This is a genomic window from Janibacter sp. HTCC2649 (assembly GCF_000152705.1).
GTDB lineage: Bacteria > Actinomycetota > Actinomycetes > Actinomycetales > Dermatophilaceae > Knoellia.
Window position 1 is genome coordinate 874,613 of sequence record NZ_CH672413.1, and the last position, 26,155, is coordinate 900,767.

A 26,155-nucleotide genomic window follows, 5' to 3' on the forward strand; every position below is an offset into this window, starting at 1 on the left:
TTCCTCCTGTGGTTCGTGATGGTTCCCACCCACGCTACTCGGAGCGACGTGCTCAGGGCAGGCCCGTCAGGCGCCCAGCGCGGCAAGTTCTGGCGGCAGAGCCCGGACGACACCCGGTTCGGCTTCACCGTTGTCCCGGATCTCCCACTCTGCACGCAACACCTCGGACGTCGCCTCGAGCTCATCAACGTCGGCCAGGAGGGCACGCAGATCGCGCGCGACCCAAGTGGGACGCGACTCAGGCGCGGCATCGAGGGCATCCCTGACGCCGTGCACTCCCGTCAGCACCAGCAGTGAGTCCATTCCCGCATGGTGAGCTCCCTCGATGTCGGTCTCGAGCCGATCACCAATGGCGAGAACGCGATTCGGCGGGACACCCAGGCGTTCGGCACACATCAGGTAGAGCGGCTCGTCGGGCTTCCCGGCGACGAGCTCGGGTCCGCGCCCAACGGCTGCACCCACGGCGAGGACGAGTGCACCATTGCCCGGTGCATACCCGTCGGCAGTGGGAAGGGTGTGATCCGTGTTGGTCGCCATCCACAGCGCTCCGCGCTGCACGGCGTATGCCGCCTGCGCCAGATCCGTTGCACTCACGTTCGGTCCGTACCCCTGCACGACAGCAGCGGGCTCGTCATCGACGGAGGTGACCGGAACGAAACCGCTCTCGCGCAAGGCTTCTGCCACTCCCTCGCCACCGATGGCAAGAACTGCGGCGCCCGGCTCGAGGTGTCGGGTGAGGACCCAGGCAGCCGCTTGGCTGCTCGTCGCCACCGCGTCATTCGCAATGTCCAGCCCCAGCCGACGCAGGTGATCAGCGACCTGGCTCGGTGGACGTGACGCGTTGTTCGTGGCGAACTGTATGGGAACGCCGACCGCCGACAAGGCCTCCACGGCATGCGGAACCGCGGGGTCACCGCGATAGACGACTCCGTCGAGGTCGCAGACGATCGCGTCGTAACGATCGACGAGCCTCACTCTTCGCCCTCGTCCTCCTCGTCAGCACCACCGAGCAGGTCGGTCGTGCTGACCCCGTCGAGTTCTTCGAGCCGCTCGACCGCATCGGTCTCGAACTCGACGTCGGCATCTGCCGCCTTCTCGAACCAGTCGCGCGCTTCGTCCACGCGACCAAGTCCGAGCAGCGTGTCGGCGTAGGCGTACTTGAGCCGCGGCTGATTGCCCTTCTTCAGCTCAGGGATCTGGAGTGCGACGAGAGCTGCATCGGTCTGGCCGAGGTCGCGACGAATACCGCCGATGACGATCGCCAGTTCCACCCGCTCTTCCTTCGGCAGACGCTTGGCCTCAGGTGACTGGGCCAGGTCCAACGCACGCTCATGCCGTCCGAGTCCGCGTTCGCAGTCGACCATGAGCGGAAGGAGGTGGTCGGAGCCGCTGATCCGACGCACCGTGCGGAACTCGCTGAGGGCACGGGCGAAATCACCCGAGCGGTAGGCCACCATGCCCAGGGCTTCACGGGCGGCGGGGACACGACCGGCACGGCGCACGGCCGTCTCGGCGTGAGCCATGGCGTTCTCGATCTCATCCGCCTCGAGCAGGGCAGCCACCATGACCAGGTGCTGTGCCACACCTTCGGCGTTCTCCTTGCTCAGGGTGCGCAGCTGCTGGTGCACCGAACGGTCGAGCTCGTTGCCGGTCACGCCATCGGGGATGCGGGGTTCCGGACGACGAGGGGTCTTGGGAGCCAGGCGCGGTCCGCCTCGCTGCTCGCGGTCACGCTCAGCGCCGCCACGGGTGGGACGCCCGCCATCGCGACGGTCGTCACCGCCGGACCCACGCGATCCACGGTCATCCCGGCGGCCGGCGGAGGGACCGTCACGACGGTCATCACGCCCGCGGTCGGGGCGATCGGCACCTCGAGGTCCACGACCACTGGCGTCACGACCTCGAGACCCAGCGTCGCGGTCGAACCCGCCTCGACGTGGTTCGTCGCGGGCACCGTCTCGGCGCGGTCCACGGTTCTCGTCGGTCATGAATACCCTCCAGGGCAGGTCAGGCGGCCAAGGGCCGCATCGAGCACGAGCAGTCTATGGGGCGGTGCGTGACGGGGGACAGATGTGCATCCAACGACGGCACTCAGGCCCGCAAATGAGAAATGGCCCGCCATAGGTGGCGGGCCATTTCTGAATAATTGTCCGGCTGCGTCCTACTCTCCCACACCGTCACCAGTGCAGTACCATCGGCGCTGAAGGGCTTAGCTTCCAGGTTCGGAATGGAGCTGGGCGTTTCCCCTTCGCTATGACAGCCGAAACTCTATGGAGATGTGGTTGTACTTCCCTCGTTCACACGCATCAACCCGTCGGGTTGTGGTGTGTCGGGGGTTTCCCGACCGTATCTCGGGAACTGCACAGTGGACGCGAACGCAACTTTTTAGTGTGTATCAAGTTATCGGCTTATTAGTACCAGTCAGCTACATGCATTACTGCACTTCCACGTCTGGCCTATCAACCCAGTAGTCTAGCTGGGAGCCTCTCGGACATTAAAGTCCATGGAAATCTCATCTTGAAGCGTGCTTCCCGCTTAGATGCTTTCAGCGGTTATCACTTCCGAACGTAGCTAATCAGCGGTGCTCTTGGCAGAACAACTGACACACCAGAGGTTCGTCCATCCCGGTCCTCTCGTACTAGGGACAGCCCTTCTCAAATTTCCTACGCGCACAGCGGATAGGGACCGAACTGTCTCACGACGTTCTAAACCCAGCTCGCGTACCGCTTTAATGGGCGAACAGCCCAACCCTTGGGAGAGACTCCACCCCCAGGATGCGACGAGCCGACATCGAGGTGCCAAACCATGCCGTCGATATGGACTCTTGGGCAAGATCAGCCTGTTATCCCCGGGGTACCTTTTATCCGTTGAGCGACGCCGCTTCCACAAGCCAGCGCCGGGTCACTAGTTCCGACTTTCGTCCCTGCTCGACCTGCCGGTCTCGCAGTCAAGCTCCCTTGTGCACTTACACTCGAAACCTGATTACCAACCAGGCTGAGGGAACCTTTGAGCGCCTCCGTTACCTTTTAGGAGGCAACCGCCCCAGTTAAACTACCCACCAGGCAATGTCCCTGATCCGGATCACGGACCTAGGTTAGATATCCAGAACGACCAGAGTGGTATTTCAACGTTGACTCCACGAACACTGGCGTGCCCGCTTCACAGTCTCCCACCTATCCTACACAAGCCGTACCGAACACCAATACCAAGCTATAGTAAAGGTCCCGGGGTCTTTCCGTCCTGCTGCGCGTAACGAGCATCTTTACTCGTAGTGCAATTTCGCCGAGTTCATGGTTGAGACAGTGGAGAAGTCGTTACGCCATTCGTGCAGGTCGGAACTTACCCGACAAGGAATTTCGCTACCTTAGGATGGTTATAGTTACCACCGCCGTTTACTGGGGCTTAAATTCTGAGCTTCGACCCCGAAGGATCTAACCCGTCCTCTTAACCTTCCAGCACCGGGCAGGCGTCAGTCCGTATACATCGTCTTGCGACTTAGCACGGACCTGTGTTTTTAGTAAACAGTCGCTTCTCCCTGGTCTCTGCGGCCGTTCTCCCTAGACAGTAAATGTCTTCAGGATCCGGGCCCCCCTTCTCCCGAAGTTACGGGGGTATTTTGCCGAGTTCCTTAACCATGATTCACTCGATCGCCTTGGTATTCTCTACCTAACCACCTGAGTCGGTTTGGGGTACGGGCGGCTCGAACCTCGCTAGAAGATTTTCTTGGCAGCATAGGATCACCCTGCTTCCCGCATTCGCGGTCACTATCAGGTCTCAGGATATGTGTGAGACGGATTTGCCTATCTCACTCCCTACACCCTTGGACGTGGACTACCATCGCCACGCGGAGGCTACCTTCCTGCGTCTCTCCATCGCTTGACTACTACCAAATCGGGTCACGCGCTCCGCTCAACATTCCATCACCCGAAGGTGACAGAAAAAAGAGTTTTAGGCGTTTAGCATCAAAAGGTTCATCATGGGCGGTTCTTCGCCGGTTCCGGAATATCAACCGGATGTCCATCGACTACGCCTGTCGGCCTCGCCTTAGGTCCCGACTTACCCAGGGCAGATTAGCTTGACCCTGGAACCCTTGGTTATTCGGCGGACGGGTTTCTCGCCCGTCATTCGCTACTCATGCCTGCATTCTCACTCGTGTGGCCTCCACGGCTGGTTCACACCGCCGCTTCCCTGGCCACACGACGCTCCCCTACCCATCAACACGCTTGGACCACCAACCCGCAGGTGTGGTGGCCGGGCAATATGTCAATGCCACAGCTTCGGTGGTGTGCTTGAGCCCCGCTACATTGTCGGCGCGGAATCACTTGACCAGTGAGCTATTACGCACTCTTTAAAGGGTGGCTGCTTCTAAGCCAACCTCCTGGTTGTCAATGCAACTCCACATCCTTTTCCACTTAGCACACGCTTTGGGACCTTAGCTGGTGGTCTGGGCTGTTTCCCTCTCGACTACGGAGCTTATCCCCCGCAGTCTCACTGCCACGCTCTCACTTACCGGCATTCGGAGTTTGGCTAACGTCAGTAACCTGTTGAGGCCCATCGGCTATCCAGTAGCTCTACCTCCGGTAAGAAACACGTGACGCTGCACCTAAATGCATTTCGGGGAGAACCAGCTATCACGGAGTTTGATTGGCCTTTCACCCCTACCCACAGCTCATCCCCTCAGTTTTCAACCTAAGTGGGTTCGGTCCTCCACGACGTCTTACCGTCGCTTCAACCTGGCCATGGGTAGATCACTCCGCTTCGGGTCTAGACCCAGCGACTCATACGCCCTATTCGGACTCGCTTTCGCTACGGCTTCCCCACACGGGTTAACCTCGCCACTGAGCACTAACTCGCAGGCTCATTCTTCAAAAGGCACGCTGTCACCCCATAAGAGGGCTCCAACGGATTGTAGGCACACGGTTTCAGGATCTATTTCACTCCCCTCCCGGGGTACTTTTCACCTTTCCCTCACGGTACTTGTCCGCTATCGGTCACCAGGGAATATTTAGGCTTAGCGGGTGGTCCCGCCAGATTCATACGGGATTTCTCGGGCCCCGTATTACTTGGGATAACTCTCTGAAGTTCACGTCATTTCGTCTACGGGGGTCGCACCCTCTATGCCGGGCCTTTCAATGCCCTTCGACTATAACGCGAATTTTTGACTCCATGCCAGGATGTCAGTCCCAACTGAGAGGTCCCACGACCCCGTACCTGCAACGCCTGACAGCTATCACACAGATACGGTTTAGCCTCATCCGCTTTCTCTCGCCAATACTCACGGAATCGCGGTTGCTTTCTCTTCCTGTGGGTACTGAGATGTTTCACTTCCCCACGTTCCCTCTACCTGCCCTATATATTCAGGCAGGAGTGACTGGACTTGCCTCCAGCCGGGTTTCCCCATTCGGAAATCCACGGATCACAGTCTGGTTATCGACTCCCCGTGGCTTATCGCAGATTCCTACGTCCTTCTTCGGTTCCTGGTGCCAAGGCATCCACCGTGCGCCCTTAAAAACTTGAGCCACAAAGATGCTCGCGTCCACTGTGTAGTTCTCAACATACGGGCGGCCCCCACACCATCACCAACGCCTACCGAGAAAACTCAGCGGTTCATTGTGGCGGGGTTCCTGACCGGATACCGGCCTGAAAGAAACGAGCATGCGCTCGAGCCCTCAGGACCCAACAACGTGTCAAACGCCGTGTCCCCAACAGTCACTTTCCCTCCCAGCTCCGAAGAGACCAGGTGTACTCATGACCACGAGTAACGGCGTCAAATAATCGATGTTCCACCCTTGAGCACCTGCTGCCACACATTCGGTGACAGACCAGGCTCTGGACCCTTGCGGGCCAGTGCTCCTTAGAAAGGAGGTGATCCAGCCGCACCTTCCGGTACGGCTACCTTGTTACGACTTAGTCCCAATCGCCAGTCCCACCTTCGACGGCTCCCTCCACAAGGGTTGGGCCACCGGCTTCGGGTGTTACCGACTTTCGTGACTTGACGGGCGGTGTGTACAAGGCCCGGGAACGTATTCACCGCAGCGTTGCTGATCTGCGATTACTAGCGACTCCAACTTCATGGGGTCGAGTTGCAGACCCCAATCCGAACTGAGACCGGTTTTTTGGGATTCGCTCCACCTCGCGGTATCGCAGCCCTTTGTACCGGCCATTGTAGCATGTGTGAAGCCCAAGACATAAGGGGCATGATGATTTGACCTCATCCCCACCTTCCTCCGAGTTGACCCCGGCAGTCTCCTATGAGTCCCCACCATTACGTGCTGGCAACATAGAACGAGGGTTGCGCTCGTTGCGGGACTTAACCCAACATCTCACGACACGAGCTGACGACAACCATGCACCACCTGTATACCGACCTTGCGGGGCACCCATCTCTGAATGTTTCCGGTATATGTCAAGCCTTGGTAAGGTTCTTCGCGTTGCATCGAATTAATCCACATGCTCCGCCGCTTGTGCGGGCCCCCGTCAATTCCTTTGAGTTTTAGCCTTGCGGCCGTACTCCCCAGGCGGGGAACTTAATGCGTTAGCTGCGGCACGGATCTCGTGGATGAGACCCACACCTAGTTCCCAACGTTTACGGCATGGACTACCAGGGTATCTAATCCTGTTCGCTCCCCATGCTTTCGCTTCTCAGCGTCAGTAGTGGCCCAGAGACCTGCCTTCGCCATCGGTGTTCCTCCTGATATCTGCGCATTTCACCGCTACACCAGGAATTCCAGTCTCCCCTACCACACTCTAGTCTGCCCGTACCCACCGCAAGTCCGGGGTTGAGCCCCGGATTTTCACGGCAGACGCGACAAACCGCCTACAAGCTCTTTACGCCCAATAATTCCGGACAACGCTCGCACCCTACGTATTACCGCGGCTGCTGGCACGTAGTTAGCCGGTGCTTCTTCTGCAGGTACCGTCACTTGCGCTTCTTCCCTGCTGAAAGAGGTTTACAACCCGAAGGCCGTCATCCCTCACGCGGCGTCGCTGCATCAGGCTTTCGCCCATTGTGCAATATTCCCCACTGCTGCCTCCCGTAGGAGTCTGGGCCGTGTCTCAGTCCCAGTGTGGCCGATCGCCCTCTCAGGCCGGCTACCCGTCATCGCCTTGGTGAGCCATTACCTCACCAACAAGCTGATAGGCCGCGAGTCCATCCCAGACCGAAAAACTTTCCACACCATAACCATGCGGTTTAGTGTCATATCCGGTATTAGACGCCGTTTCCAGCGCTTATTCCAGAGTCAGGGGCAGGTTACTCACGTGTTACTCACCCGTTCGCCACTGCTCACCCGAAGCAAGCTTCGAGATCACCGTTCGACTTGCATGTGTTAAGCACGCCGCCAGCGTTCGTCCTGAGCCAGGATCAAACTCTCCGTTGATGTTCAAACACCCAACACCCGAAAGTGCCGAGCAATAACTGAACCCAATAAAGGGTTGTCTACCCAGCTGAGTCTGAACAACCAGCAATTAAGCTGAATGATCATTGTCAACCAAAGGATAATCGTTTCGAAGCAACCACCCACCACCACAAAGGCGATGTCGCAGCCACCCTCAAAACGAGGTTAATTGGCATCGATTTTTGACACGCTGTTGAGTTCTCAAGGATCGCACGCACACCATCACCCAACCCATCAGGGCCAGACTCAAGGGCAACTCTCCAAACTTACCCGCGGCCACACTTGGGAGTCAAATCCGTGACCCACTCTCAGAGTGACCGAATCCGACGCGCTTGGTTCTTCGCGGTTCACCCACACTAGCAACCTTGCGGCCGCCGTCCAAACCGGCGTTTCCGCTGGTTCTTGCTGTGGGGATCAACCCTGGGGACCGGCCTACTTCGTGTGTGGCACAAGGCCCCACGCGGTGGTGTCCGTTCCTCCCTCTCGGGCTGACATCGAGAACATTAGAGGACGTTCTCCCCCAACACCAAATCGGCCACCCGAAACGACCACCTGGAGCACACGGCATACCGAAAAGCCCTGTGCCACAGCGGTTCTAGACCTTGCGTGCGGCAGCCATGGACTTGCGGCCACGGCGAAGGATCGCCACGGTGCCGTGGAGGAAGTGCTCGTCAGCGAGCGTGAACTCGGGATCGGTGACCTTCTCACCGTTCACGGAGGCTCCGCCGTCACCGATGGCACGGCGTGCGGCGTTGCGGGAGTCGACGAGCCCAACCGCCACCAGGGCGTCCGTCATGGTCATCCCGGAAGACACCTCTCCCCCGGGCAGCTCCGCCGTCGCGTCCTGAAGCGTCCGAAGGTCGAGTGCCGCGAGATCGCCCTTGCCGAAGAGTGCCTCGGACGCCGCCTGGACCGACGCCGTGGCCCCGGCACCATGCACCAGGGTCGTCACGTCGGCTGCGAGCGCACGCTGCGCGGCGCGACGGAAGGGTTCCTCACTCACCTGGCGTTCGAGCTCGGCGATCTCGTCCTGGTTGCGGTCGGTGAAGATCCGGACGAGCTTGATCACCGAGGCATCCTCGACGTTGAGCCAGTACTGGTAGAAGGCGTACGGGCTGGTCATCTCGGACGACAACCAGACCGCGTTGCCCTCGCTCTTGCCGAACTTGTTGCCGGCGGAGTCGGTGACGAGCGGCGTGGTGAGCAGGTGAACCGAGTCCCCCTCGACCTTGTGGATGAGGTCGGAGCCGGCGGTGAGGTTGCCCCACTGGTCCTGCCCACCGGTCTGCAAGGTGCACCCGTGCGCGCGGTAGAGCTCGAGGAAGTCGAGCCCCTGGAGGATCTGGTAGCTGAACTCCGTGTAGGAGATGCCCTCGTCCGAGTTCAGCCGCGCCGCGACGGCGTCCTTCTTGACCATCTGGTTGACGCGGAAGTGCTTGCCGATGTCGCGCAGGAAGTCGAGCGCCGACAGCGGCGCCGTCCAGTCGAGGTTGTTGACCATGATCGCGGCGTTGTCCCCCTCGAAGTCGAGGAAGGGCTGCACCTGCTGCTGGATCCCGGCCACCCACTCGGCGGTCTGCTCCTTGGTCTTGAGGACGCGTTCGGCGCTGGGCCGCGGGTCACCGATGAGACCGGTCGAGCCACCCACGAGGCAGATGACCTTGTGGCCTGCTCTTTGGAGGTGTCGCATGACGATGAGCTGCACCAGGTTGCCGAAGTGCAGCGAGGGCGCCGTCGGGTCGAACCCGCAGTACGCGGTGATGGGTCCGCTCGTCAGGGCGTCGCGCAGAGCGCCTTCGTCGGTGGTCTGCGACACGAGGCCGCGCCACTGCAGTTCAGCAAGGATGTCATTCACAGGCGTCAGCCTGCCACGGTGAACTCGGTGGACGGCGCAGCACGTCGACGTGTGGGATGGGCTCATGCCGACACTGTTCGAGGGCGAGACCCCCGTGGATCTCGACACCGTCGGATCGTTCGTGGCACAGCAGTGTCCACAGTGGGGTCATCTGCCTCTACGAGCCATGACGACCTCTGGCACCGAGCACACGACCTACCGCCTCGGCGACGAGTTGCTCGTGAGGGTGCCTCGAGACGCCTCTTCCGAGGCCGGGCTGCGCAAGGAGATCGACTGGCTGCCGCGGCTGCGCGACGGCGTCGACCTCGAGATGCCCGTCATCGAGCACGTAGGTGCGCCCAGCTTGGACTACCCGCACACGTGGACCATCAACCGATGGGTGAGCGGCGAGGACGCCTCGGCACGGGTCCTCGCGGGAGACGTCCCGTCATCCTGGGCCGACGTCCTTGCCGAGCTGGTCGCGTCATTGCGTGCCGTCGACCTGCGCGAATTCGCGCCCCATGAATTGCCTCAGGGTCAGCGCGGCGGCCACGTGCGGTGCAGGGTCGAGGCCTTGCACGGGCAGACAGATCCCATGTCAGGTCCTCTCGACCCCACCCCGGTCATGGGACTCATGGAGGCCGCCCTCGACGCCGGTGCGCCAGCGCCGGAGCCCGTCCTCCTGCACGGCGACCTCATTCCCGGCAATCTCGTCGTGCGCAACGGTCGCCTCAGCGGGTTGCTCGACTTCGGCACGTTGACCACGGGGTATGCCGCGTGGGACCTCACGCCTGCATGGTGGGTTCTCGACCGATCCGGTCGCGAGCGCTTCCGTGAACTCCTCGAGGTGGACGACGTGTCATGGGCCTGGGGCCGTGCCTTCGCCGCGTCCCAGGGACTCCTCGCCGACTGGGTCTACGCCCCTCGTGGCCATGCTCTGGCTCCGCTGGGTGCGCGAGCCGTGGCCGAGGCCCTGGCGGACTGAAAGACTGCGCCCATGGTCAACGTGCAACGCGTGGCAGTGCTGTCCGATGTGCATGGGGTCCTGCCCGTGCTCGAGGCCGTCCTCGCCGAGCCGGACGTCGCGAGTGCAGACCTCATCGTCGTCACCGGCGATCACACGGCTGGGCCGATGCCCGTCGAGACACTCGATGCCCTCACGGCACTCGACGGACGTGTCGTGCTGGTCCGCGGGAACGCCGATCGCGAGGCCGTGGCCATCCGCTCGGGCGACGACAGCCCGCATCCCGAGGCCTTGTGGGCGGCCCACGCCCTGCGGGAGGACCAGATCGCCGTCCTGTCCGCGCTCCCCCACCCAGTGACCATCGACATCGCGGGATTCGGGGAGGTTCTGTTCTGCCACGGGTCCCCACGCGACGACGACGAGGTCGTGCTCGTCGACTCGCCGCCAACCGCCTGGCAGAACGCCCTCTCCATCGTTCCGGACACCGTGCAGACGATCGTGTGCGGCCACACCCACATGCCGTTCGTGCGACTGGTCGACCGTCGCACCGTGATCAACCCGGGAAGCATTGGCATGCCCTACGGCCGAGCCGGCGGCGCGTGGGCCCTTCTCGACCGCGGTCAGGTCTCGTTGCGTCACACCGAGATCGACCTCGACGCCGTGTGCGCCCGAATCGTCGCCGAGTCCGGCTACCCCGACCGGGCGGCGTGGGCAGACGAGTACGTCCGCTCGCGCAACAGCGACCTCGACGCCCTTGCCGCCTTCACGCCGAGGGTCGGTACCTCCCCCACTGCCTGACTGGCAGACTTCGGCGCATGGGTGAGCGGACGGCATACACGGAATTCATCGCAGGACTGCCGAAGGCAGAGCTGCACGTCCACCACGTGGGGTCGGCGCAGCCCGAGACCGTCGCGCGGTTGGCGCAGCGGCACCCGGATGCCGGTGTGCCACAGGGCATCGAGGCACTGCGCGACTTCTACACGTTCTCGGACTTCGACCACTTCATCGACGTGTACCTGGCCGTCGTGGGGCTGCTGCGCACGCCCGAGGACATCCATCTCCTGACCTACGAAGTGGCCGAAGGGCTTGCGGCGCAGCAGGTTCGCTACGCGGAGCTGACGATGACGCCCTTCACCAGTGTGCGGATGGGCATCTCGATCGAGGACTACACCGAGGCCATCGAGGACGCCCGGCGCGCCGCCGAACGCGACCACGGCATCGTCCTGCAGTGGATCTACGACATCCCCGGCGAGGCCGGGCTCGACTCCGCCGACGCCACGCTGTCCTACGCGCTCGACCACGGTCCGCAGTCGCTCATCGGCTTCGGTCTGGGTGGACCCGAGGTCCCCCGACCGCAGTTCAAACCTCACTTCGACCGCGCCCGGGCCGCCGGGCTGCGCTCACTCCCCCACGCCGGCGAGTCGACCGACGCGCAGTCCGTGTGGGACGCGCTCGACGCCCTGGGAGCCGAGCGCATCGGCCACGGCATCCGCTCCATCGACGACCCGCGCCTCGTCGAGCGGCTCGTCGCCGATCGGATCCCCCTCGAGGTGTGCCCGACGTCCAACATCGCAACCCGCTGCGTCGAGCGTCTCGAGGATCACCCGATCCGGGCACTGCGCGACGCCGGAGTCCTCATCACGGTGAACAGCGACGACCCGCCGATGTTCGGCACGACCCTCAACCGTGAGTACGAGATCGCCGCAGACCTGCTCGACCTCGACGAGCGCGGACTGGGCGACCTCGCCCTGGCCGCGGTCGAGGCGAGCTATGCGCCCGACGACGTGAAGCGCCGCGTTCGTACGGAGATCACCGAGTACGTCGGCGGATGACACCGGGACGGTAGGCACTGACCGTCGGCTCTGCCTCGATCCAGAACCGCCAGGGGTATGCCGTTCCGTCGCCACCCGGACCGCTCACCCCCACGCGTGGTCCGGTCTGCACCTGTGCGTCCTCGACAGGGTCGCCGGGTGAGATGGAGAGACCGATGAGCGGCACCTCGCCCAACGGTGGCCGGCAGAAGTCCCGACCGGTGTGCGACCCGTCGAGTCCCAAGGTCGTTGCGAGTCGTGCGGGACCGCGACACCAGTCGCGCTCCCGGATGCCCATTCGTCGCGCCGAGGCGATCCCGTGTCCGTCGATGACCTCCCCGGCACGCACGAGGACCGCTTCGGCCGTGCCGGTTTGACCGGCCACGAGGCAGAGCATCCAGTGCATGCCGTAGGTGAAGTAGACGTAGGTGACGCCGGCCGGGCCGAACATCGGTGCCGTGCGAGGTGTCCGTCCACGAAACGCATGGGAGCCCGGATCTCTGTCACCGGCATACGCCTCGGTCTCGGTGATGCGCACGGTGACGCCGCCGTGCGTGAGGTGCGCGCCGAGGAGGTCACGCGACACGTCGAGGACGGGACGCGCGAAGAACCCTCTCGGCAGGCGGGTCACCGGATGGTGGGCTGGCTCGCCGCCCAGGTACGGGCCTCGTCGCGGTGGGCCGCTGCCCGAGTCACCTGTTCGGCCACCCGCACCGGCGCCGTCCCGCCCTTGGCATCGCGGGACGCGAGCGAGCCCTCGACGGTCAGCACTTCGCGGACCGCGGGCGTGAGGTGCTCCGAGATGCCCGCTAGGTCCTCGTCGGTGAGGTCCCACAGCTCGATGCCCCGGCCCTCGCACACCCGCACGCACTCCCCCGCGACCTCGTGGGCGATGCGGAAAGCGACGCCTTCGCGGACCAGCCACTCGGCGATGTCGGTGGCGAGCGAAAAGCCCTGGGGTGCAAGGGATTCGAGGCGCTCGGTGTTGAAGACCAAGGTGTCGACCATCCCGCTGAAGGCCGGAAGGAGGACCTCGAGGGTGTCGATGGAGTCGAAGACCGGCTCCTTGTCCTCCTGGAGGTCACGGTTGTAGGCGAGCGGCAGCCCCTTGAGGGTCGTGAGCAGCCCCGCGAGGTTGCCGACGAGCCGCCCGGCCTTGCCTCGCGCAAGCTCCGCGACGTCGGGGTTCTTCTTCTGCGGCATGATGCTTGACCCTGTGGAGTAGGAGTCGTCGAGCGTGACGAAACCGAACTCCTTGGTCGCCCAGAGGATGACCTCCTCGGCAAAACGCGAGAGGTCGATGGACACCATCGCCGTGACGAAGGCGAACTCGGCGACGACGTCGCGGGCGGCCGTTCCGTCGATGGAGTTCTCGACGGCGGCGGTGAAGCCGAGGTCCGCGGCAACCGCTTCGGGGTCGAGCCCCAAGGAGCTGCCGGCAAGGGCACCGGAGCCATAGGGGCTGAGCCCGGCGCGGGCGTCCCAGTCGCGCAGACGGTCGACGTCACGCAGCAGCGGCCACGCGTGTGCGAGCAGGTGATGGGCCAGCAGCACGGGCTGGGCGTGCTGAAGGTGCGTGCGGCCGGGCATGGCCACGGTGGGGTGACGCTGGGCCTGGGCGATGAGGGCGTCGACGACGTCGAGCACCAGACCGGCGACCGTTCGGGCGTGCTCACGCAGATACATGCGCACGAGCGTCGCGACCTGGTCATTGCGTGAGCGACCTGCGCGCAGGCGTCCCCCGACGTCAGCCCCGGCGCGCTCGATGAGGCCACGCTCCAGAGCGGTGTGGACGTCCTCGTCACCGGGAGCCGGCACGAAGGTTCCGGACTCGACATCGGTCGCGAGCTGCTCGAGTGCCGCAAGCATCGCGGCCAGGTCGGCGTCAGCCAGGAGGCCGGCAGAGTGGAGCACCCGGGCGTGGGCCCGTGAGCCGGCGATGTCGTGCAGGGCCAGTCGCCAGTCGAAGTGCGTCGAACGCGACAGCTCCGCCAGGGCGTCGGCCGGGCCGCCGGTGAAGCGACCTCCCCACAGGCTCAGGCCGGGCTGGGGCTGGTTGACGTCCGTCGAACTCACACGTTCTCCTTGCGGGTGTAGGCCATGAGGCGGGAGGCGACCTTGCGAGAGGCCGCGGTGCCTGTCGTGATCACCATGATCGTGTCATCCCCGGCGATGGTGCCGACGATGCCCGGCACGGTCGTGTGGTCGATCGCCGAGGCGAGGAAGTTCGCGGCCCCCGGGGGCGTGCGCAGGACGACGAGGTTGGCCGACACCTCCGCCGACACGAGGAGCTCGTGGCAGCGCTGGGCCAGGCGGTTCGTCGTCTCCTGACCGTCGAGGGCGACGCGGACGGTGCGGTCACCGCCCTCTCCGGGCACGGCATACACCAGGAACTTGCCGACCCGAACCTTCTCGGCGCCGACGTCGACGAGGTCGCGCGAGAGGGTCGCCTGGGTGACATCGATGCCGTCCTCGCCCAGGATTTCGAGGAGCTCGGTCTGCGAACGCACCGAGCGGCTCGACAGGATCTCGACGATGCGCTGCTGGCGTGCCGTGCGTGTGCCGGAGACGGTCATCGGCGACCTCCTCCCGACTTCTCGACGAGCCAGGACAGGACGGCCTTCTGGGCGTGGAGCCGGTTCTCGGACTCGTCCCAGACCACCGACTGCGGGCCGTCGATCACCGAGGCATCCACCTCGAAGCCGCGATAGGCGGGCAAACAGTGCAGGAAGATCGCGTCCGGCTTGGCCTTGGCGAGCAGCTCGGCGCTCACCGCGTAGGCCGTGAAGGGGCTGGCGGAACCCTGACGCGACTCCTTCTCCTTCTCGAAACCCATCGAGACCCAGGTGTCGGTTGCCACGACATCAGCACCCGTGACGGCCTCGGCCGGGTCCTCGACGATGGTGATCGATCCGCCCTGCGAAGCCGCGATCTCGGTGGCACGGGCGAGGACAGAGGCGTGCGGCTGGTAGTCGAGAGGCGTTCCGATGCGCACGTGGAGTCCGGACATCGCCATGCCGAGGAGATAGCTGTGGCTCATGTTGTTGGCGCCGTCACCGACGTAGGCAAACGTGAGACCGGCCAGTGTCCCCTTGTGCTCCTTGATCGTCAGGAGGTCGGCGAGGATCTGGCACGGGTGGAACTCATCGGTGAGCGCGTTGATGACCGGCACGCTGGAGTGGGCGGCCATCTCCTCGATGCGCTCCTGCCCATAGGTCCGCCACACGATGGCGCGCGACTCGCGGGTCAGGACGCGGGCGACGTCGGCGATGGTCTCGCGGACGCCGACCTGGGCGAGCTTGCCGTCGATGACGAGGGGGAAGCCGCCGAGGTGGGCGATCGCGCCGGCGAAGGAGACCTGGGTGCGCAGGGTCTGCTTGTCGAAGAGGACGGCGACGACCTCGGGCCCTTCGAGGGAGCGATCGCTGAAGGGCCGCGCCTTGATGGCGGCGGCGCGGTCGAGGATCTCGGCCTGCTCCTCGGGCGTGACGTCGTCGTCCCGGAGGAAGTGCCGGACGGTTGTGGTCATGGTTTCGGCTCCTTGGCGGTGGCGATGAGCGCCGGCAGCGCGGCGACGAACAGGTCGAGCTCGTCGCCGGTGACGACGAGCGGCGGGACAAGGCGAATGGCGTTGGGCGCAACGGGATTGATGAGGAATCCGGCCTCGCGTCCGGCCGCTGCCACGGCTGCAGAAAGGTCGGAGCGGAGGACGATCGCGCGCAGCAGACCCCGCCCGCGCACGCCCTCGATGTCGGGGTGGCTCAGTGCCTCGACAGCGTCCACGAGGTGCTCCCCCATGGCGGTCACGTGGTCGAGCAGTCCGTCTGCCTCGATGGTGGCGAGCACGCTGAGACCGGCAGCGGCCACGAGCGGGTTGCCGCCGAAGGTCGAGCCGTGCTGCCCTGCCGTGAGCAAACCGGTCACGTTCGGGCCGAAGGTGACGAGGGCGCCGATGGGCAGGCCGCCGCCCAGGCCCTTGGCGAGCGTGATGGCGTCAGGAACGATGCCGCTGCTCTGGAAACCGAACCAGTCGCCGGTGCGACCGACTCCGGTCTGCACCTCGTCGATGATGAGCAGTGCGCCTGCCGCTGTGGTGATCTCGCGAGCTGCCCGCAGGTATGCCGGGTCCGCGACGATCGCTCCTGCCTCACCCTGGATGGGCTCGAGCACAACGGCCGCGGTGTCCGCGGTGACTGCGGACCGCAGGGCCTCGATGTCGTTGTAGGGAACGTGCGACACGTCGGGGATGAGCGGGGCGAACGGCTCGCGGTAGGCCGCCTTGTGGGTGAGCGCCAGAGCACCGGTGGTGCGTCCGTGGAAGGCACCCTCGGCTGCGACGATGCCGGTGCGACCGGTGCGACGGGACAGCTTGATGGCCGCCTCGATGGCCTCTGCACCGGAGTTCGCGAAGAAGACGCCGGAACCCTCGGGCGCCTCGGCGATCCCGAGGATCCGCTCGGCGAGCTCGACCTGGACGCGCGATGTGTAGAAGTTCGAGATGTGGGCCATCTCGCCGACCTGCTTGGAGACGGCGGCGACCAGCGCCGGGTGGTTGTGCCCCAACGCATTCACAGCGATGCCACCAACGAGGTCGAGATAGCGCTTGCCGTCGGTGTCCCACACCCAGGCACCGTCACCTCGCTCGAGGACGAGCTGTGGCACACCGAAGACCGTGATGAGTGAGCGGGCGTAGCGGTCGAGGACCGCCTGCTGTGACTCGTTGCTGTCGTGGTTGCTCATGCGGGGTCCCTGCGAAGTATTGGAGGAGCGAAGCGGGGGAAAACTTCGTGGGGTGCGTTCATGAGTCCTCCTCGATGAGGGTGCCGATGCCGTCGGAGGTGAAGACCTCGAGCAGCAGCGAGTGGGGTTCTCGGCCGTCGATGACGTGCGCCTGGGGCACGCCTTCGGCGACGGCCCGGATGCAGGCTTCGAGCTTGGGGATCATCCCGGCATCGACGGTCTTGACGAGCTCTCGTGCCTGGCTGAGGGGCAGGGTCGAGAGGAGCGAGGACCGGTCCGGCCACGCGGCATACACGCCCTCGACGTCCGTCAGGACGACGAACTTGCGCGCCCCGAGCGCGACCGCCAGAGCGGCCGCCGCGGTGTCCGCGTTGACGTTGAGCACCTGTCCTTCGTGGTCGAGGTCGGGGGCGATGGTCGACACCACCGGGATCCGGCCGACGTCGAGCAGGTCCATGACCGACTGGATGTTGACCGAGACGACGTCACCGACCAGACCGAGGTCCTCCTCCACACCGTCGATGACAACGCCGCGGCGGCGAGCGCCGAAGAGTGCACCGTCCTCGCCCGAGAGGCCGACGGCAAGCGGTCCGTGCTGGTTAAGCAGGCCGACGAGCTCACGACCGACCTGGCCGGTGAGCACCATGCGCACGACGTCCATGACCTCGGGGGTGGTGACCCGCAGGCCCCCCTTGAACTCGCTCTCGAGTCCGAGGCGGTCGAGCATGGCCTTGATCTGCGGACCGCCACCGTGCACGACGACGGGGCGCAGGCCGGCATAGCGGAGGAAGGCGATGTCCTGGGCGAAGGCGAGCTTGAGCTCGTCGTCGATCATGGCGTTGCCGCCGTACTTGATGACGACGAGGGCTCCACGGAAGCGCTCGAGCCAGGGCAACGCCTCGACGAGAGTGCTCGCCTTGAGCTTGGTCAGTTCGTCGGTCACCGGGGCATCCTCATGAGCTGTAGGCAGAGTTCTCGTGGACGTAGTCGTGCGTCAGGTCGTTGGTCCACACCGTGGCCGTGGCATCGCCTGCGTGCAGGTCGATGACGACGCGCACCTCACGCGGTTCGAGGTCCACGAGGTCCCGGTCGTCCCCGATCCCGGCCGCCCGACACACCTGGACACCGTTGATGGCGACGTCGAGCGTCGTCGGGTCGAACTGCGCCCGCGTGGTGCCCACAGCGGCGAGGACACGGCCCCAGTTGGGGTCCTTGCCGAAGATGGCGGCCTTGAACAGGTTGCTCCGGGTGACCGAGCGCGCGACGTCAACAGCGTCGGACTCCGTTGCGGCAGTGCGCACCTCGACGGCGATGTCGTGGCTGGCACCCTCGGCGTCGGCGATGAGCTGTCGGGCGAGGGAGGCACAGACGTCCGTCACCGCAGCGGTGAGGTCGGCCGCGCTGACGGTGACCTGGGAGGCCCCCGACGCCATGAGCAGCACCGTGTCATTGGTCGACATGCACCCGTCGGAGTCGACCCGGTCGAACGTCACCGCCGTCGCGGCACGAAGAGCCTCGTCGAGTGCTGCCGAGTCCGTCACGGCGTCAGTGGTGATGACGCAGAGCATGGTCGCGAGTCCGGGCGCGAGCATCCCGGCGCCCTTGGCCATGCCGCCAACCGTCCAGCCGGCACCGGTCGTCGTTGCGACCTTGTGGACTGAATCCGTGGTCATGATGGCGCGGGCAGCGTCGAGACCACCATCCCGGCCGAGTGCGACCGCGGTGAGGCCGACACCCTTCTCGATCTTGTCCATGGGCAGGAACTCACCGATGAGCCCCGTGGAGCAGACGACGACGTCCATGGCGCTGCACGACAAGGCGTCGGCGACGATCTCGGCCGTGCGGTGCGTGTCCTGGAAGCCCTGGGGTCCCGTGCAGGCGTTGGCGCCACCGGAGTTGAGGAAGACGGCGTCGGCTCGCCCGTCGCTCACGACCTGGCGGGACCAGGTGACGGGGGCAGCTTCGACCCGGTTGGACGTGAAGACGGCTGCTGCATGGTGGTCCGGGCCGTCATTGACGACCAGGGCCACGTCGCTCGAGCCCGATGCCTTGAGACCAGCCGTGGCGCCAGCGGCGCGGAATCCCTGTGCCGCAGTGACGCTCATGATCCGCTCCGACCCGTGAGCACGGTCGTCGTCACGATCAGACCGGCCTTGCGCCAGATCTCGCCGGCCGTGTCGATCTCACCCTCGGGGACAAGGATCCAGTCGGTGTCATACGTGGACAGGGCCAGGACGCTGATGCCGGCGGGCACGAGCGGGGTGAGGATCCCCGCCATCACGCCCACCGCGTCAAAGGCCAGCGGTCCGGCGACCTCGACAGCCCGGAAGGGCCCTTCGGTCAGGACACCAGCGGGAACGCGATCGGCGAGGCAGACGATCGACGTCTCCAGAGGTGAACGGGTCAGCGACGCGAAAGGGCCCGCCGCCCACTCCCAGGTGGGGTCCTCACCAGGCTCGAGTCGTGCGATCGCGAGCGACTCGGGGTGGGTCATGAGGTGCATTGGCATGGCGCTCACGGCGCCACCCCCGATCCGAGAAGGCCGGTCGACTCAGGGAGGCCGACGGCGAGGTTGAGGCACTGCACTGCGGCTCCGGCGGTGCCCTTGGCGAGGTTGTCGATGGCGGCGACGGCGATGACGCGACCGGCCCGCTCGTCGAGGGCGATCTGGACCGTGACGTGGTTGCTACCGATCACGTGGGCGGTGGTCGGCCAGGAGCCGGGCTCGAGCAGGTGCACGAAGGTCTCTTCTGCGTATGCCGCGTGCCAGGCTTCGCGGACGTCGGCTGCCGTGGTGCCGGGTGAGACCTTGGCCGTGCAGGTTGCGAGGATGCCGCGCGGCATCGGGGCCAAGGTCGGCGTGAAGGACACGGTGACCGGTGAGCCCGCAGCAGCGCCGAGGTTCTGCTCGATCTCGGGCGTGTGGCGGTGCCCTCCCCCGACGCCGTAGGGCGACATGGAGCCCATCACCTCGGAGCCGAGCAGGTGCGGCCTGAGGGACTTGCCCGCGCCGGAGGTTCCCGAGGCAGCGACGACGACGACGTCGTCGGTCTGCACCACGCCGGCGGCGAAGCCCGGTGCCAGAGCCAATGACACAGCCGTGGGGTAGCAACCAGGCACGGCGATCCGGTTCTGGCCAGCGAGGGCATCGCGTCCTGCGCCACCACCGGGCAGGGCCAGCTCGGGCAGGCCGTAGGCCCACGACCCGGCATACGGAGTGTCGTAGAAGGTGCTCCAGGCCGACTCGCTGCGCAGCCGGAAGTCGGCACCGCAGTCGATGACCACGGTGTCGTCGCCGAGCGCCTCGGCCACAGCGGCCGAGTGGCCGTGAGGGAGGGCGAGCACGACGACGTCGTGCCCAGCGAGGACCTCGGCCGTCGTCTCGTCGAGGACGCGGTCAGCGAGTCCGAAGAGATGGGGGTGGATGTCACCCAGGCGCGAGCCGGCGTTGCCACCAGCAGTGACGGCACCGATCGAGACTTCGGGGTGCTGCAGCAACCAGCGGAGGGCCTCGCCTCCGGCATAGCCGCTCGCACCAGCAACTGCGACGCTCACCATGTGCATAGTCTTGCATGCGAGGGCATCTCTATGCAAAGAGGTTCATCAGCGCAGCGGGTCGTCGTCCCCCCATGAAATCAGGCCCAGTGTCCGATCGTTCTCTGCCAGACCGGCTCTCGCCTGCGACTGCAGCGACGCCACAGTGTCGGTCCCTGCACGAACCATCCGGCCACTCCACGTGTCGAGCTCGCCTCGCGCGATGGCGAGGAGCAACTCGGTGACCTCTGCAGGTGAGGTCCACTCCGTTCGGTCGCGGTGGGCTTCCATGGCCTCGGTCATGTCGGTCCGCACGACACCCGGGGCGAGGTCGAACGTCAGCACGGTGCGATCGGGCCCCAGACCCAGTCCAGACGTGATGCGCGCGAGCGCGCCCTTGCTCACGTTGTATGCGGTGGCGATGTCGTAGTTCTTGTAGGCAGCGCCGGAGTTGATGTTGACAATCCGGCCCGTCGCGAGAAGGTGCGGGAGGACCGCACGCGTCATGAGATAGGGCCCGCGCACGTTGGTCTCGACCGTCGCCCACCACTCATCCGGATCACTGTCGGCCAGCGCCACCTCGGCGTCGATCACCCCTGCGTTGTTGACCAGCAGGTCGATCCGTCCATGGCGCGCCACGATGTCGGCCACCCACGCCTCCACCGCGGCACGCTCGGTCACCGGCGCCGTGGAGCGCGAGCCGCGCTCCACGGCATACCCGTTGTCCTGCAGGGCATCGGCGATGTGCGCGCCGATCCCCCGTGAGGCTCCAGTGACGATCGCGACCGGCTGGGTCATCGCTGGACTGCTCCCGTGGCTGACGCGGCCGAGGCGACTGCCGCATCACGCAGAGCTGACACCTCGTCGGTCTTGAGGGTGCGGTCACCACGGAACGTCAGCCGGTAGGCCAAGGACTTCCTGCCGGCCTCGAGCTGGTCCCCGCGATAGATGTCGAACAGGGACACCGACTCCAGGGACTCCCCCGCACCGGCACGCAGCGCCGCCTCGACTTCGGCGGCCGCAACGGGCTCGTCGACGACGAGCGCCACATCCGTGTGCGCCGCCGGGAAGGTGGACAGCTGGTGCGCCTGGACCGCGCTGCCGGACCCGGCCACGAGGACGTCGACGTCGAGCTCTCCGCCGACCGTGCCGACGGGCAGATCGAGCGCCGCGACCACCTTGGGGTGCAGCTCGCCCACGTGGCCGACTGCAGTGCCGTCGGACAGCGTGATTGCAGCACAGCGTCCCGGGTGGAACGGTGCCCGGTCACGAGCAGAGACGACGGACAGCTCGAGTCCAATGGCGCGTCCCACGGCCAGCGCCCAGCCGACGGGGTCCGAGGCATCTGCCCGCCGCGACGGGCCCCAGGGTCCGCCACGCTCGATGTCGCCAGCAGCCGCGAACGCGACGTGACGAGGCTGGGCGGGCACGGCCCCGAGAATCTGACCCAAGGTTGCGTCGTCGGGGCGTGCGTCAGCAGGGGGAACCGGTGCCGAGGTCGGGGACGACGAACCGACGGTCACCAGGCCAACTTCGTAGACCGCGACGTCGCGTGCACCACGAGACACGTTGCGGCGCAACGCGTCGAGGAGCGTGTCCAGGATCGAGGTTCGCATCAGCGGGGCCTCGTCGGAGAGAGGGTTGACGATGCGAACCGTCGAGCGGCGAAAATCGTCGGTCGCGTAGCCGAGCTGGTCGAACCGGCCCTCGCCGATGAAGGGATAGGTGAGCACCTCGACGAGACCCTGGTGAGCCAGGGTGTTGGCGATGGTACGCCGGACGCGCTGCCCGTGGGTGAGCCCACGTCCGGCACTCTTGGGCTGCGGCAGGACCGAAGGGATCTGGTCATAGCCACGAACCCGGGCCACCTCTTCGACGAGCTCGGGCCCATCGGTGAGGTCAGGACGCCAGGTCGCTGCTGCGACGGAGACGACATCCTTCTCTCGCTCGTCCACCTCGCACCCGATCGCGCGCAACGTGCTGAGGACCTCGTCACGCGAGTAGTCCAGGCCGATGTAGCGCGTCGGGAGCGTCACGTCGAAGTCGAATGCCTCGCGCTCGATGCGGTTGTCGATGTCGGTGACGCCGGCATCGGCCGTGCCGCCTCCGTGCTCGACGAGCAGGTCGACAGCCAACTGGGCCGCGGCCGCGGTGACCGCCGGGTCCACGCCACGTTCGAAGCGCTTGGACGCCTCGGTCGTGAGCTTGTGACGCCGCGACGAACGCGCCACGGTCACGGGGTCGAAGTGCGCGGCCTCGATGAGCACGTTGGTGGTCGAGTCACTCACCTCGGACGACTCCCCACCCATGACCCCGGCGATCGCCAGGGGCGTGTCGGAGCCGTCGACGATGAGCAGGTCCTCGGGGTCGAGGGTGCGCTCGACATCGTCGAGGGTCGTGAGCTTCTCCCCCGCCCTGGCGCGACGCGTGCCGATCGACCCGGACAGGGTGTCGAGGTCGAAGGCGTGCAGCGGCTGGCCGAGCAGCATCATCACGTAGTTCGTCACGTCGACCGCGAGCGAGATGGGACGCATCCCGACCTGGGTCAGGCGCTTCTGCATCCACTGCGGGCTGGTGGCCGTGGTGTCGACCCCGCGAACGACCCGGGCGACGTAGCGGTCGCAACCGGAGCGGCCGTCGAGCGGACGCTCGTCGGCCAGCGACACGGCATACCCGTCGCCGTTGGCCTCGGCGACGTCAAGGCGAGCCGGGTCACGGAACTCGCGCCCCGTGGACAGCGCGAACTCGCGCGCGATGCCACGCAGCGAGAAGCAGTAGCCGCGATCGGGCGTCACGTTGACCTCGACGACCTCGTCACCCAGGCCCAGCAGGGCAATGGCGTCGTCTCCCGGTTGCAGGCTGGAAGCGGCTTCCTCGCCGAGCCGCTGGGTCAGGACGATGATGCCGTCGTGGTCCTCGCCGAGACCCAGCTCGGCGGCCGAGCAGATCATGCCGTTGGAGACGTGGCCGTAAGTCTTGCGCGCCGAGATCTCGAAGCCGCCGGGCAGCACGCCGCCGGGGAGCACGGTGACGACGAGGTCGCCGGGGGCGAAGTTGTGGGCGCCGCACACGATCTCCTGGGCCTTGCCCTCGGTGACCATCTGACCGTGGTTGCCCACGTCGACGGTGCACCAGTTGATCGTCTTGCCGTTCTTCTGGGGTTCGGGCTGGACCGTGAGGACGCGGCCGACGACGAGCGGGCCGGCGATGTCACCACCGTGCAGGCCCTCCTCCTCGAGGCCGACGCGCACGAGGGCAGCCGCGATGTCGACACCCTTGGCGTCGGCCGGGACGTCGGCGAGCTCACGCAACCACGAGACGGGGGCGTGCATCAGATCTCCATTCCGAACTGGCGGGAGAAGCGAACGTCTCCCTCGACGATGTCGTGCATGTCACCGATCCCGTGACGCAGCATGAGCGAGCGCTCGATGCCGAGGCCGAAGGCGAAGCCGGTGTAGCGGTCCGGGTCGATGCCGGCGCTGCGCAGGACGCGACGGTTGACCATCCCCGAGCCACCGAGCTCGATCCAGCCCGTGCCGCCACACGAGCGGCAGGAAGGGTCTTCACCGCGGCAGATCCAGCACTGGCAGTCGATCTCGGCGCTGGGCTCGGTGAACGGGAAGTAGTTGGGGCGCAGGCGCGTGACGATGCCGTCGCCGAAGAGGCGCTGCACGAACGCGTCGAGCGTTCCGCGCAGGTGCGCCATGGTGATGCCTTCGTCGACGACGAGCCCCTCGAACTGGTGGAACACGGGGGTGTGCGTCGCGTCGAGGTCGTCGGTCCGGAACACCTTGCCCGGGCACAGGACATAGATGGGGGGTTCACGATCGAGCATGGTGCGGACCTGGACGGGCGAGGTGTGGGTGCGCAGGACCAGCCCGGAGCCGGCCGGTTCGAGGAAGAAGGTGTCCTGCTCCTGCCGAGCCGGGTGGTCGGGTCCGATGTTGAGGGCGTCGAAGGTCAGCCACTCCGACTCGACCTCGGGGCCCTCCGCGATCTCCCAGCCCATGGAGACGAAGATGTCCTCGACCCGCTCTGAGACGAGGTTGATCGGGTGGCGGGCGCCGACCGGTCGACGGGCGACGCGGACCGTCAGGTCCTGGGTCTCCTCGACGAGGACGCGTTCGTCGCGCTCGACCTCGAGCACGACCTGTCGCGCGGCGAAGGCCTGGTTGACGCGACCGCGGGCCTGCCCGACACGCTTGCCGGCCTCGGCCTTGGCGCTGGGGGGCAGGGCACCGATCTCGCGGTTGGCCAGGGCGAGCGGCGACTTGTCTCCCGTGTGAGTGGGGCGCAGGGTCTTGAGCTCGTCCAGCGAGCTCGCTGCGGCGACCGCCTCTAGTGCGCTGGAGACGGCGGCGTCGATGATCTCGGGGTCGAGGGCTGCAACCTCGACCGGATCGAAGTTCGTGTTGGGTCCAGACATGGCTTCCACTCTCATCGCGGGCGCACCTCGTGGGCGCCCTGCGGGCTGGGACATCGGATGCGTTGGGGAGGTCACGCGCCCCCGGGCCGGACGTCGGACGCCGGACTCGAATCCAACGAAGTCAGGCGTTCCGCGTCACCGCGCCCGAGGGCACGGTAAATCGGCGCACGGCACGGGGCGTGCGCGAAGCCGAGGCGGGAGACATGGCAGCCAGCCTAGCGCGCGGGCACGCGCCGGCGTCGGCGGGTTTGTGCCGCGACGGCCCCGACTGCCGCGACGACGAGACCCACGGCGGCCGGTGCGACAAAGCCTCCACCAGCGCCGACCTCGTCAATGGCGAGCCCGGCGAAGGGCGCGCCCATGGCGCCTCCGAGAGTCAGCGACGACCCGTGCCACCCCATCGCCTCACCGCGCGCCGACGCCGGGACGATCCGGCTGGCCTGGTCGACACTCGCCGTGATCGTCGGCGCACACAGCAACCCTGCGACAAAGGCAAGCAGCGACAACGAGACGAGCCCGTGGGCCAAGCCCATCGGCAAGGTCACGAGGGCGAGGGCCCCGAGCAGCCAGAACGTCGAGATCGGCCGGCTCAAACCCCCGTAGACCAGGGCGCCGAGCAACGACCCGAGCCCCCACAGACCGAGGACGATGCCAATGGACGTGGGCGACCCCAGCTCGCGCATGCGCGCCACGATGCCGAGGTCGGTCCCCGACAACACGAAGGTCGCGCACGCCGCCGCGCAGCAGACCGCGATGAACGGCAACCCGAACCACGCCGAGCGCACCGGATGCTCCCCCGCACCCTCCTCCTCGGCGTCGCTGCGCAGGGGCAGGTTGACGAGCCACAGGGTCAGCCCGCCGACGACCCCGAGCATCTGGACGGCGAACAGGACCCAGCGGGTGTCCCAGTGCGAGGCGGCCCAGATCGTCGCGGCCGGCCCGATGATGAACGCGATCTCGACCGCCACCGCATCGAGGGAGATCGCGGTTCGGCGCTCCTGGCTCGGCACGGCAGCGATGACCGCCTGCCGGATGATCGAGAAGCTCGGGATGACGAACAGTCCAGCGACGCCGGCAAGCACGAGCAGGGGCAGGTAGTCGACCCAGGGCGCGACCGACCAGCAGGCGAGGGCGACGACAGTGGAGGGAAGAACGACCCGACGGAGCCCGAGACGGTCGAGCAGTCGTCCACGCCACGGCCCGCTGACGGCCACGGCGATGGTCGCGACGGAGGCGAGCAGGCCGGCCGCGGCATACGAACGATCGAGCGTGGTGACGACGTGGACGGTGAGCAGCACGCCGGCGGAGAACACGGGGATGCGCACGAACGACCCGAGCAGCAGCGCCAGCCGCAGGTCCCGGCTCGCCAGGGCAACCCGGTAGGGCGCGATGGACACCACCGACACCGGACACCCCTCTCCCTCAGCAGGATTCGTTGCTGATCTCCTG

The 26,155-nt window shown here is 65.9% G+C and carries 20 protein-coding genes and 3 rRNA genes; 3 read left to right on the top strand and 20 right to left on the bottom strand.

The features are described from left to right. Positions 1 to 66: 66 nt before the first annotated feature. The 7 genes from JNB_RS04200 to tyrS form a co-directional block, all read right to left on the bottom strand. The gene (locus tag JNB_RS04200) at positions 67 to 975 is read right to left on the bottom strand and encodes an HAD-IIA family hydrolase (RefSeq protein ID WP_009775170.1); all 909 of its coding nucleotides are present in this window, start codon (positions 973 to 975) and stop codon (positions 67 to 69) included. Next, on the bottom strand, positions 972 to 1,655 hold the full coding sequence (locus tag JNB_RS04205; RefSeq protein WP_009775171.1) for a tetratricopeptide repeat protein: 684 nt from the start codon (positions 1,653 to 1,655) through the stop codon (positions 972 to 974). The genes JNB_RS04200 and JNB_RS04205 overlap by 4 nt, the downstream gene beginning before the upstream one ends. Then, positions 1,652 to 1,972 (bottom strand): hypothetical protein, encoded by a 321-nt coding sequence (locus JNB_RS21845; protein ID WP_009775172.1) that lies wholly within the window; start codon positions 1,970 to 1,972, stop codon positions 1,652 to 1,654. The genes JNB_RS04205 and JNB_RS21845 overlap by 4 nt, the downstream gene beginning before the upstream one ends. 176 nt (positions 1,973 to 2,148) lie before the next feature. Continuing rightward, positions 2,149 to 2,265 (bottom strand): 5S ribosomal RNA (gene rrf, locus JNB_RS04215). A 126-nt stretch (positions 2,266 to 2,391) separates the two neighbouring features. Next, positions 2,392 to 5,519: ribosomal RNA gene (locus JNB_RS04220) — 23S ribosomal RNA — on the bottom strand. Between the two features lie 339 nt (positions 5,520 to 5,858). After that, positions 5,859 to 7,379 (bottom strand): 16S ribosomal RNA (locus tag JNB_RS04225). The 16S, 23S and 5S rRNA genes sit together here, the layout of an rRNA operon. Positions 7,380 to 7,992: 613 nt before the next feature. Beyond that, positions 7,993 to 9,252: a tyrosine--tRNA ligase gene (gene tyrS, locus JNB_RS04230; RefSeq protein WP_009775173.1), complete on the bottom strand. Its 1,260-nt coding sequence runs from the start codon at positions 9,250 to 9,252 to the stop codon at positions 7,993 to 7,995. A gap of 64 nt (positions 9,253 to 9,316) precedes the next feature. On the opposite strand from tyrS, the gene JNB_RS04235 reads away from it, so the two are divergent. The 3 genes from JNB_RS04235 to JNB_RS04245 are packed head-to-tail and all read left to right on the top strand — an operon-like array spanning position 9,317 to position 12,027. Continuing rightward, on the top strand, positions 9,317 to 10,216 hold the full coding sequence (locus JNB_RS04235; protein WP_009775174.1) for an aminoglycoside phosphotransferase family protein: 900 nt from the start codon (positions 9,317 to 9,319) through the stop codon (positions 10,214 to 10,216). 12 nt (positions 10,217 to 10,228) lie between these two features. Further along, a complete protein-coding gene (locus JNB_RS04240; RefSeq protein WP_009775175.1) occupies positions 10,229 to 10,993 on the top strand; it encodes a metallophosphoesterase in 765 nt (254 codons plus the stop codon). A 17-nt stretch (positions 10,994 to 11,010) separates the two neighbouring features. After that, the gene (locus tag JNB_RS04245) at positions 11,011 to 12,027 is read left to right on the top strand and encodes an adenosine deaminase (protein ID WP_009775176.1); all 1,017 of its coding nucleotides are present in this window, start codon (positions 11,011 to 11,013) and stop codon (positions 12,025 to 12,027) included. Here JNB_RS04245 and JNB_RS04250 read toward each other — a convergent pair. The 13 genes from JNB_RS04250 to JNB_RS04310 form a co-directional block, all read right to left on the bottom strand. Next, the gene (locus JNB_RS04250) at positions 12,005 to 12,637 is read right to left on the bottom strand and encodes a DNA-3-methyladenine glycosylase (protein ID WP_009775177.1); all 633 of its coding nucleotides are present in this window, start codon (positions 12,635 to 12,637) and stop codon (positions 12,005 to 12,007) included. The two genes, JNB_RS04245 and JNB_RS04250, sit on opposite strands and share 23 nt — an antisense overlap. Then, the gene (gene argH / locus JNB_RS04255; RefSeq protein WP_009775178.1) at positions 12,634 to 14,082 is read right to left on the bottom strand and encodes an argininosuccinate lyase; all 1,449 of its coding nucleotides are present in this window, start codon (positions 14,080 to 14,082) and stop codon (positions 12,634 to 12,636) included. The genes JNB_RS04250 and argH overlap by 4 nt, the downstream gene beginning before the upstream one ends. Then, the gene (locus JNB_RS04260) at positions 14,079 to 14,582 is read right to left on the bottom strand and encodes a hypothetical protein (protein WP_009775179.1); all 504 of its coding nucleotides are present in this window, start codon (positions 14,580 to 14,582) and stop codon (positions 14,079 to 14,081) included. Before JNB_RS04260 ends, argH begins: the two co-directional genes overlap by 4 nt. Continuing rightward, the gene (gene argF / locus JNB_RS04265; RefSeq protein WP_009775180.1) at positions 14,579 to 15,535 is read right to left on the bottom strand and encodes an ornithine carbamoyltransferase; all 957 of its coding nucleotides are present in this window, start codon (positions 15,533 to 15,535) and stop codon (positions 14,579 to 14,581) included. Before argF ends, JNB_RS04260 begins: the two co-directional genes overlap by 4 nt. Then, positions 15,532 to 16,746, bottom strand: coding sequence for an acetylornithine transaminase (locus tag JNB_RS04270; protein ID WP_009775181.1), 1,215 nt, complete (start codon positions 16,744 to 16,746; stop codon positions 15,532 to 15,534). Before JNB_RS04270 ends, argF begins: the two co-directional genes overlap by 4 nt. Positions 16,747 to 16,804: 58 nt before the next feature. Beyond that, on the bottom strand, positions 16,805 to 17,689 hold the full coding sequence (gene argB, locus JNB_RS04275; RefSeq protein WP_009775182.1) for an acetylglutamate kinase: 885 nt from the start codon (positions 17,687 to 17,689) through the stop codon (positions 16,805 to 16,807). A 10-nt stretch (positions 17,690 to 17,699) separates the two neighbouring features. Continuing rightward, entirely contained in the window at positions 17,700 to 18,851 is a 1,152-nt protein-coding gene (gene argJ, locus JNB_RS04280; RefSeq protein ID WP_009775183.1) for a bifunctional glutamate N-acetyltransferase/amino-acid acetyltransferase ArgJ, read from the bottom strand. Next, positions 18,848 to 19,255, bottom strand: a complete 408-nt coding sequence (locus tag JNB_RS04285; RefSeq protein ID WP_148232563.1) for an ACT domain-containing protein — start codon at positions 19,253 to 19,255, stop codon at positions 18,848 to 18,850. The genes argJ and JNB_RS04285 overlap by 4 nt, the downstream gene beginning before the upstream one ends. Positions 19,256 to 19,260: 5 nt before the next feature. Beyond that, positions 19,261 to 20,304, bottom strand: coding sequence for an N-acetyl-gamma-glutamyl-phosphate reductase (argC, locus tag JNB_RS04290; protein WP_040883591.1), 1,044 nt, complete (start codon positions 20,302 to 20,304; stop codon positions 19,261 to 19,263). 45 nt (positions 20,305 to 20,349) lie between these two features. Beyond that, complete coding sequence (locus tag JNB_RS04295; RefSeq protein WP_009775186.1) at positions 20,350 to 21,078, bottom strand: SDR family oxidoreductase; 729 nt, start codon at positions 21,076 to 21,078, stop codon at positions 20,350 to 20,352. Continuing rightward, a complete protein-coding gene (pheT, locus tag JNB_RS04300) occupies positions 21,075 to 23,612 on the bottom strand; it encodes a phenylalanine--tRNA ligase subunit beta (protein WP_009775187.1) in 2,538 nt (845 codons plus the stop codon). The genes JNB_RS04295 and pheT overlap by 4 nt, the downstream gene beginning before the upstream one ends. Then, a complete protein-coding gene (gene pheS, locus JNB_RS04305; RefSeq protein WP_040883593.1) occupies positions 23,612 to 24,706 on the bottom strand; it encodes a phenylalanine--tRNA ligase subunit alpha in 1,095 nt (364 codons plus the stop codon). The genes pheT and pheS overlap by 1 nt, the downstream gene beginning before the upstream one ends. Positions 24,707 to 24,921: 215 nt before the next feature. After that, the gene (locus tag JNB_RS04310) at positions 24,922 to 26,112 is read right to left on the bottom strand and encodes an MFS transporter (protein WP_009775189.1); all 1,191 of its coding nucleotides are present in this window, start codon (positions 26,110 to 26,112) and stop codon (positions 24,922 to 24,924) included. Between the last annotated feature and the right edge of the window lie 43 nt (positions 26,113 to 26,155).

Excerpts from the sequence above, each read along its gene's own strand:
- JNB_RS04235 (WP_009775174.1), top strand. The coding sequence starts at position 9,317 with ATGCCGACACTGTTCGAGGGCGAGACCCCCGTGGATCTCGACACCGTC.
- JNB_RS04240 (WP_009775175.1), top strand. The coding sequence starts at position 10,229 with ATGGTCAACGTGCAACGCGTGGCAGTGCTGTCCGATGTGCATGGGGTC.
- JNB_RS04245 (WP_009775176.1), top strand. The coding sequence starts at position 11,011 with ATGGGTGAGCGGACGGCATACACGGAATTCATCGCAGGACTGCCGAAG.
- JNB_RS04260 (WP_009775179.1), bottom strand. The coding sequence starts at position 14,582 with ATGACCGTCTCCGGCACACGCACGGCACGCCAGCAGCGCATCGTCGAG.
- argF (WP_009775180.1), bottom strand. The coding sequence starts at position 15,535 with ATGACCACAACCGTCCGGCACTTCCTCCGGGACGACGACGTCACGCCC.
- JNB_RS04270 (WP_009775181.1), bottom strand. The coding sequence starts at position 16,746 with ATGAGCAACCACGACAGCAACGAGTCACAGCAGGCGGTCCTCGACCGC.
- argJ (WP_009775183.1), bottom strand. The coding sequence starts at position 18,851 with ATGAGCGTCACTGCGGCACAGGGATTCCGCGCCGCTGGCGCCACGGCT.
- JNB_RS04285 (WP_148232563.1), bottom strand. The coding sequence starts at position 19,255 with ATGCCAATGCACCTCATGACCCACCCCGAGTCGCTCGCGATCGCACGA.
- argC (WP_040883591.1), bottom strand. The coding sequence starts at position 20,304 with ATGGTGAGCGTCGCAGTTGCTGGTGCGAGCGGCTATGCCGGAGGCGAG.
- JNB_RS04295 (WP_009775186.1), bottom strand. The coding sequence starts at position 21,078 with ATGACCCAGCCGGTCGCGATCGTCACTGGAGCCTCACGGGGGATCGGC.
- pheT (WP_009775187.1), bottom strand. The coding sequence starts at position 23,612 with ATGCACGCCCCCGTCTCGTGGTTGCGTGAGCTCGCCGACGTCCCGGCC.
- pheS (WP_040883593.1), bottom strand. The coding sequence starts at position 24,706 with ATGTCTGGACCCAACACGAACTTCGATCCGGTCGAGGTTGCAGCCCTC.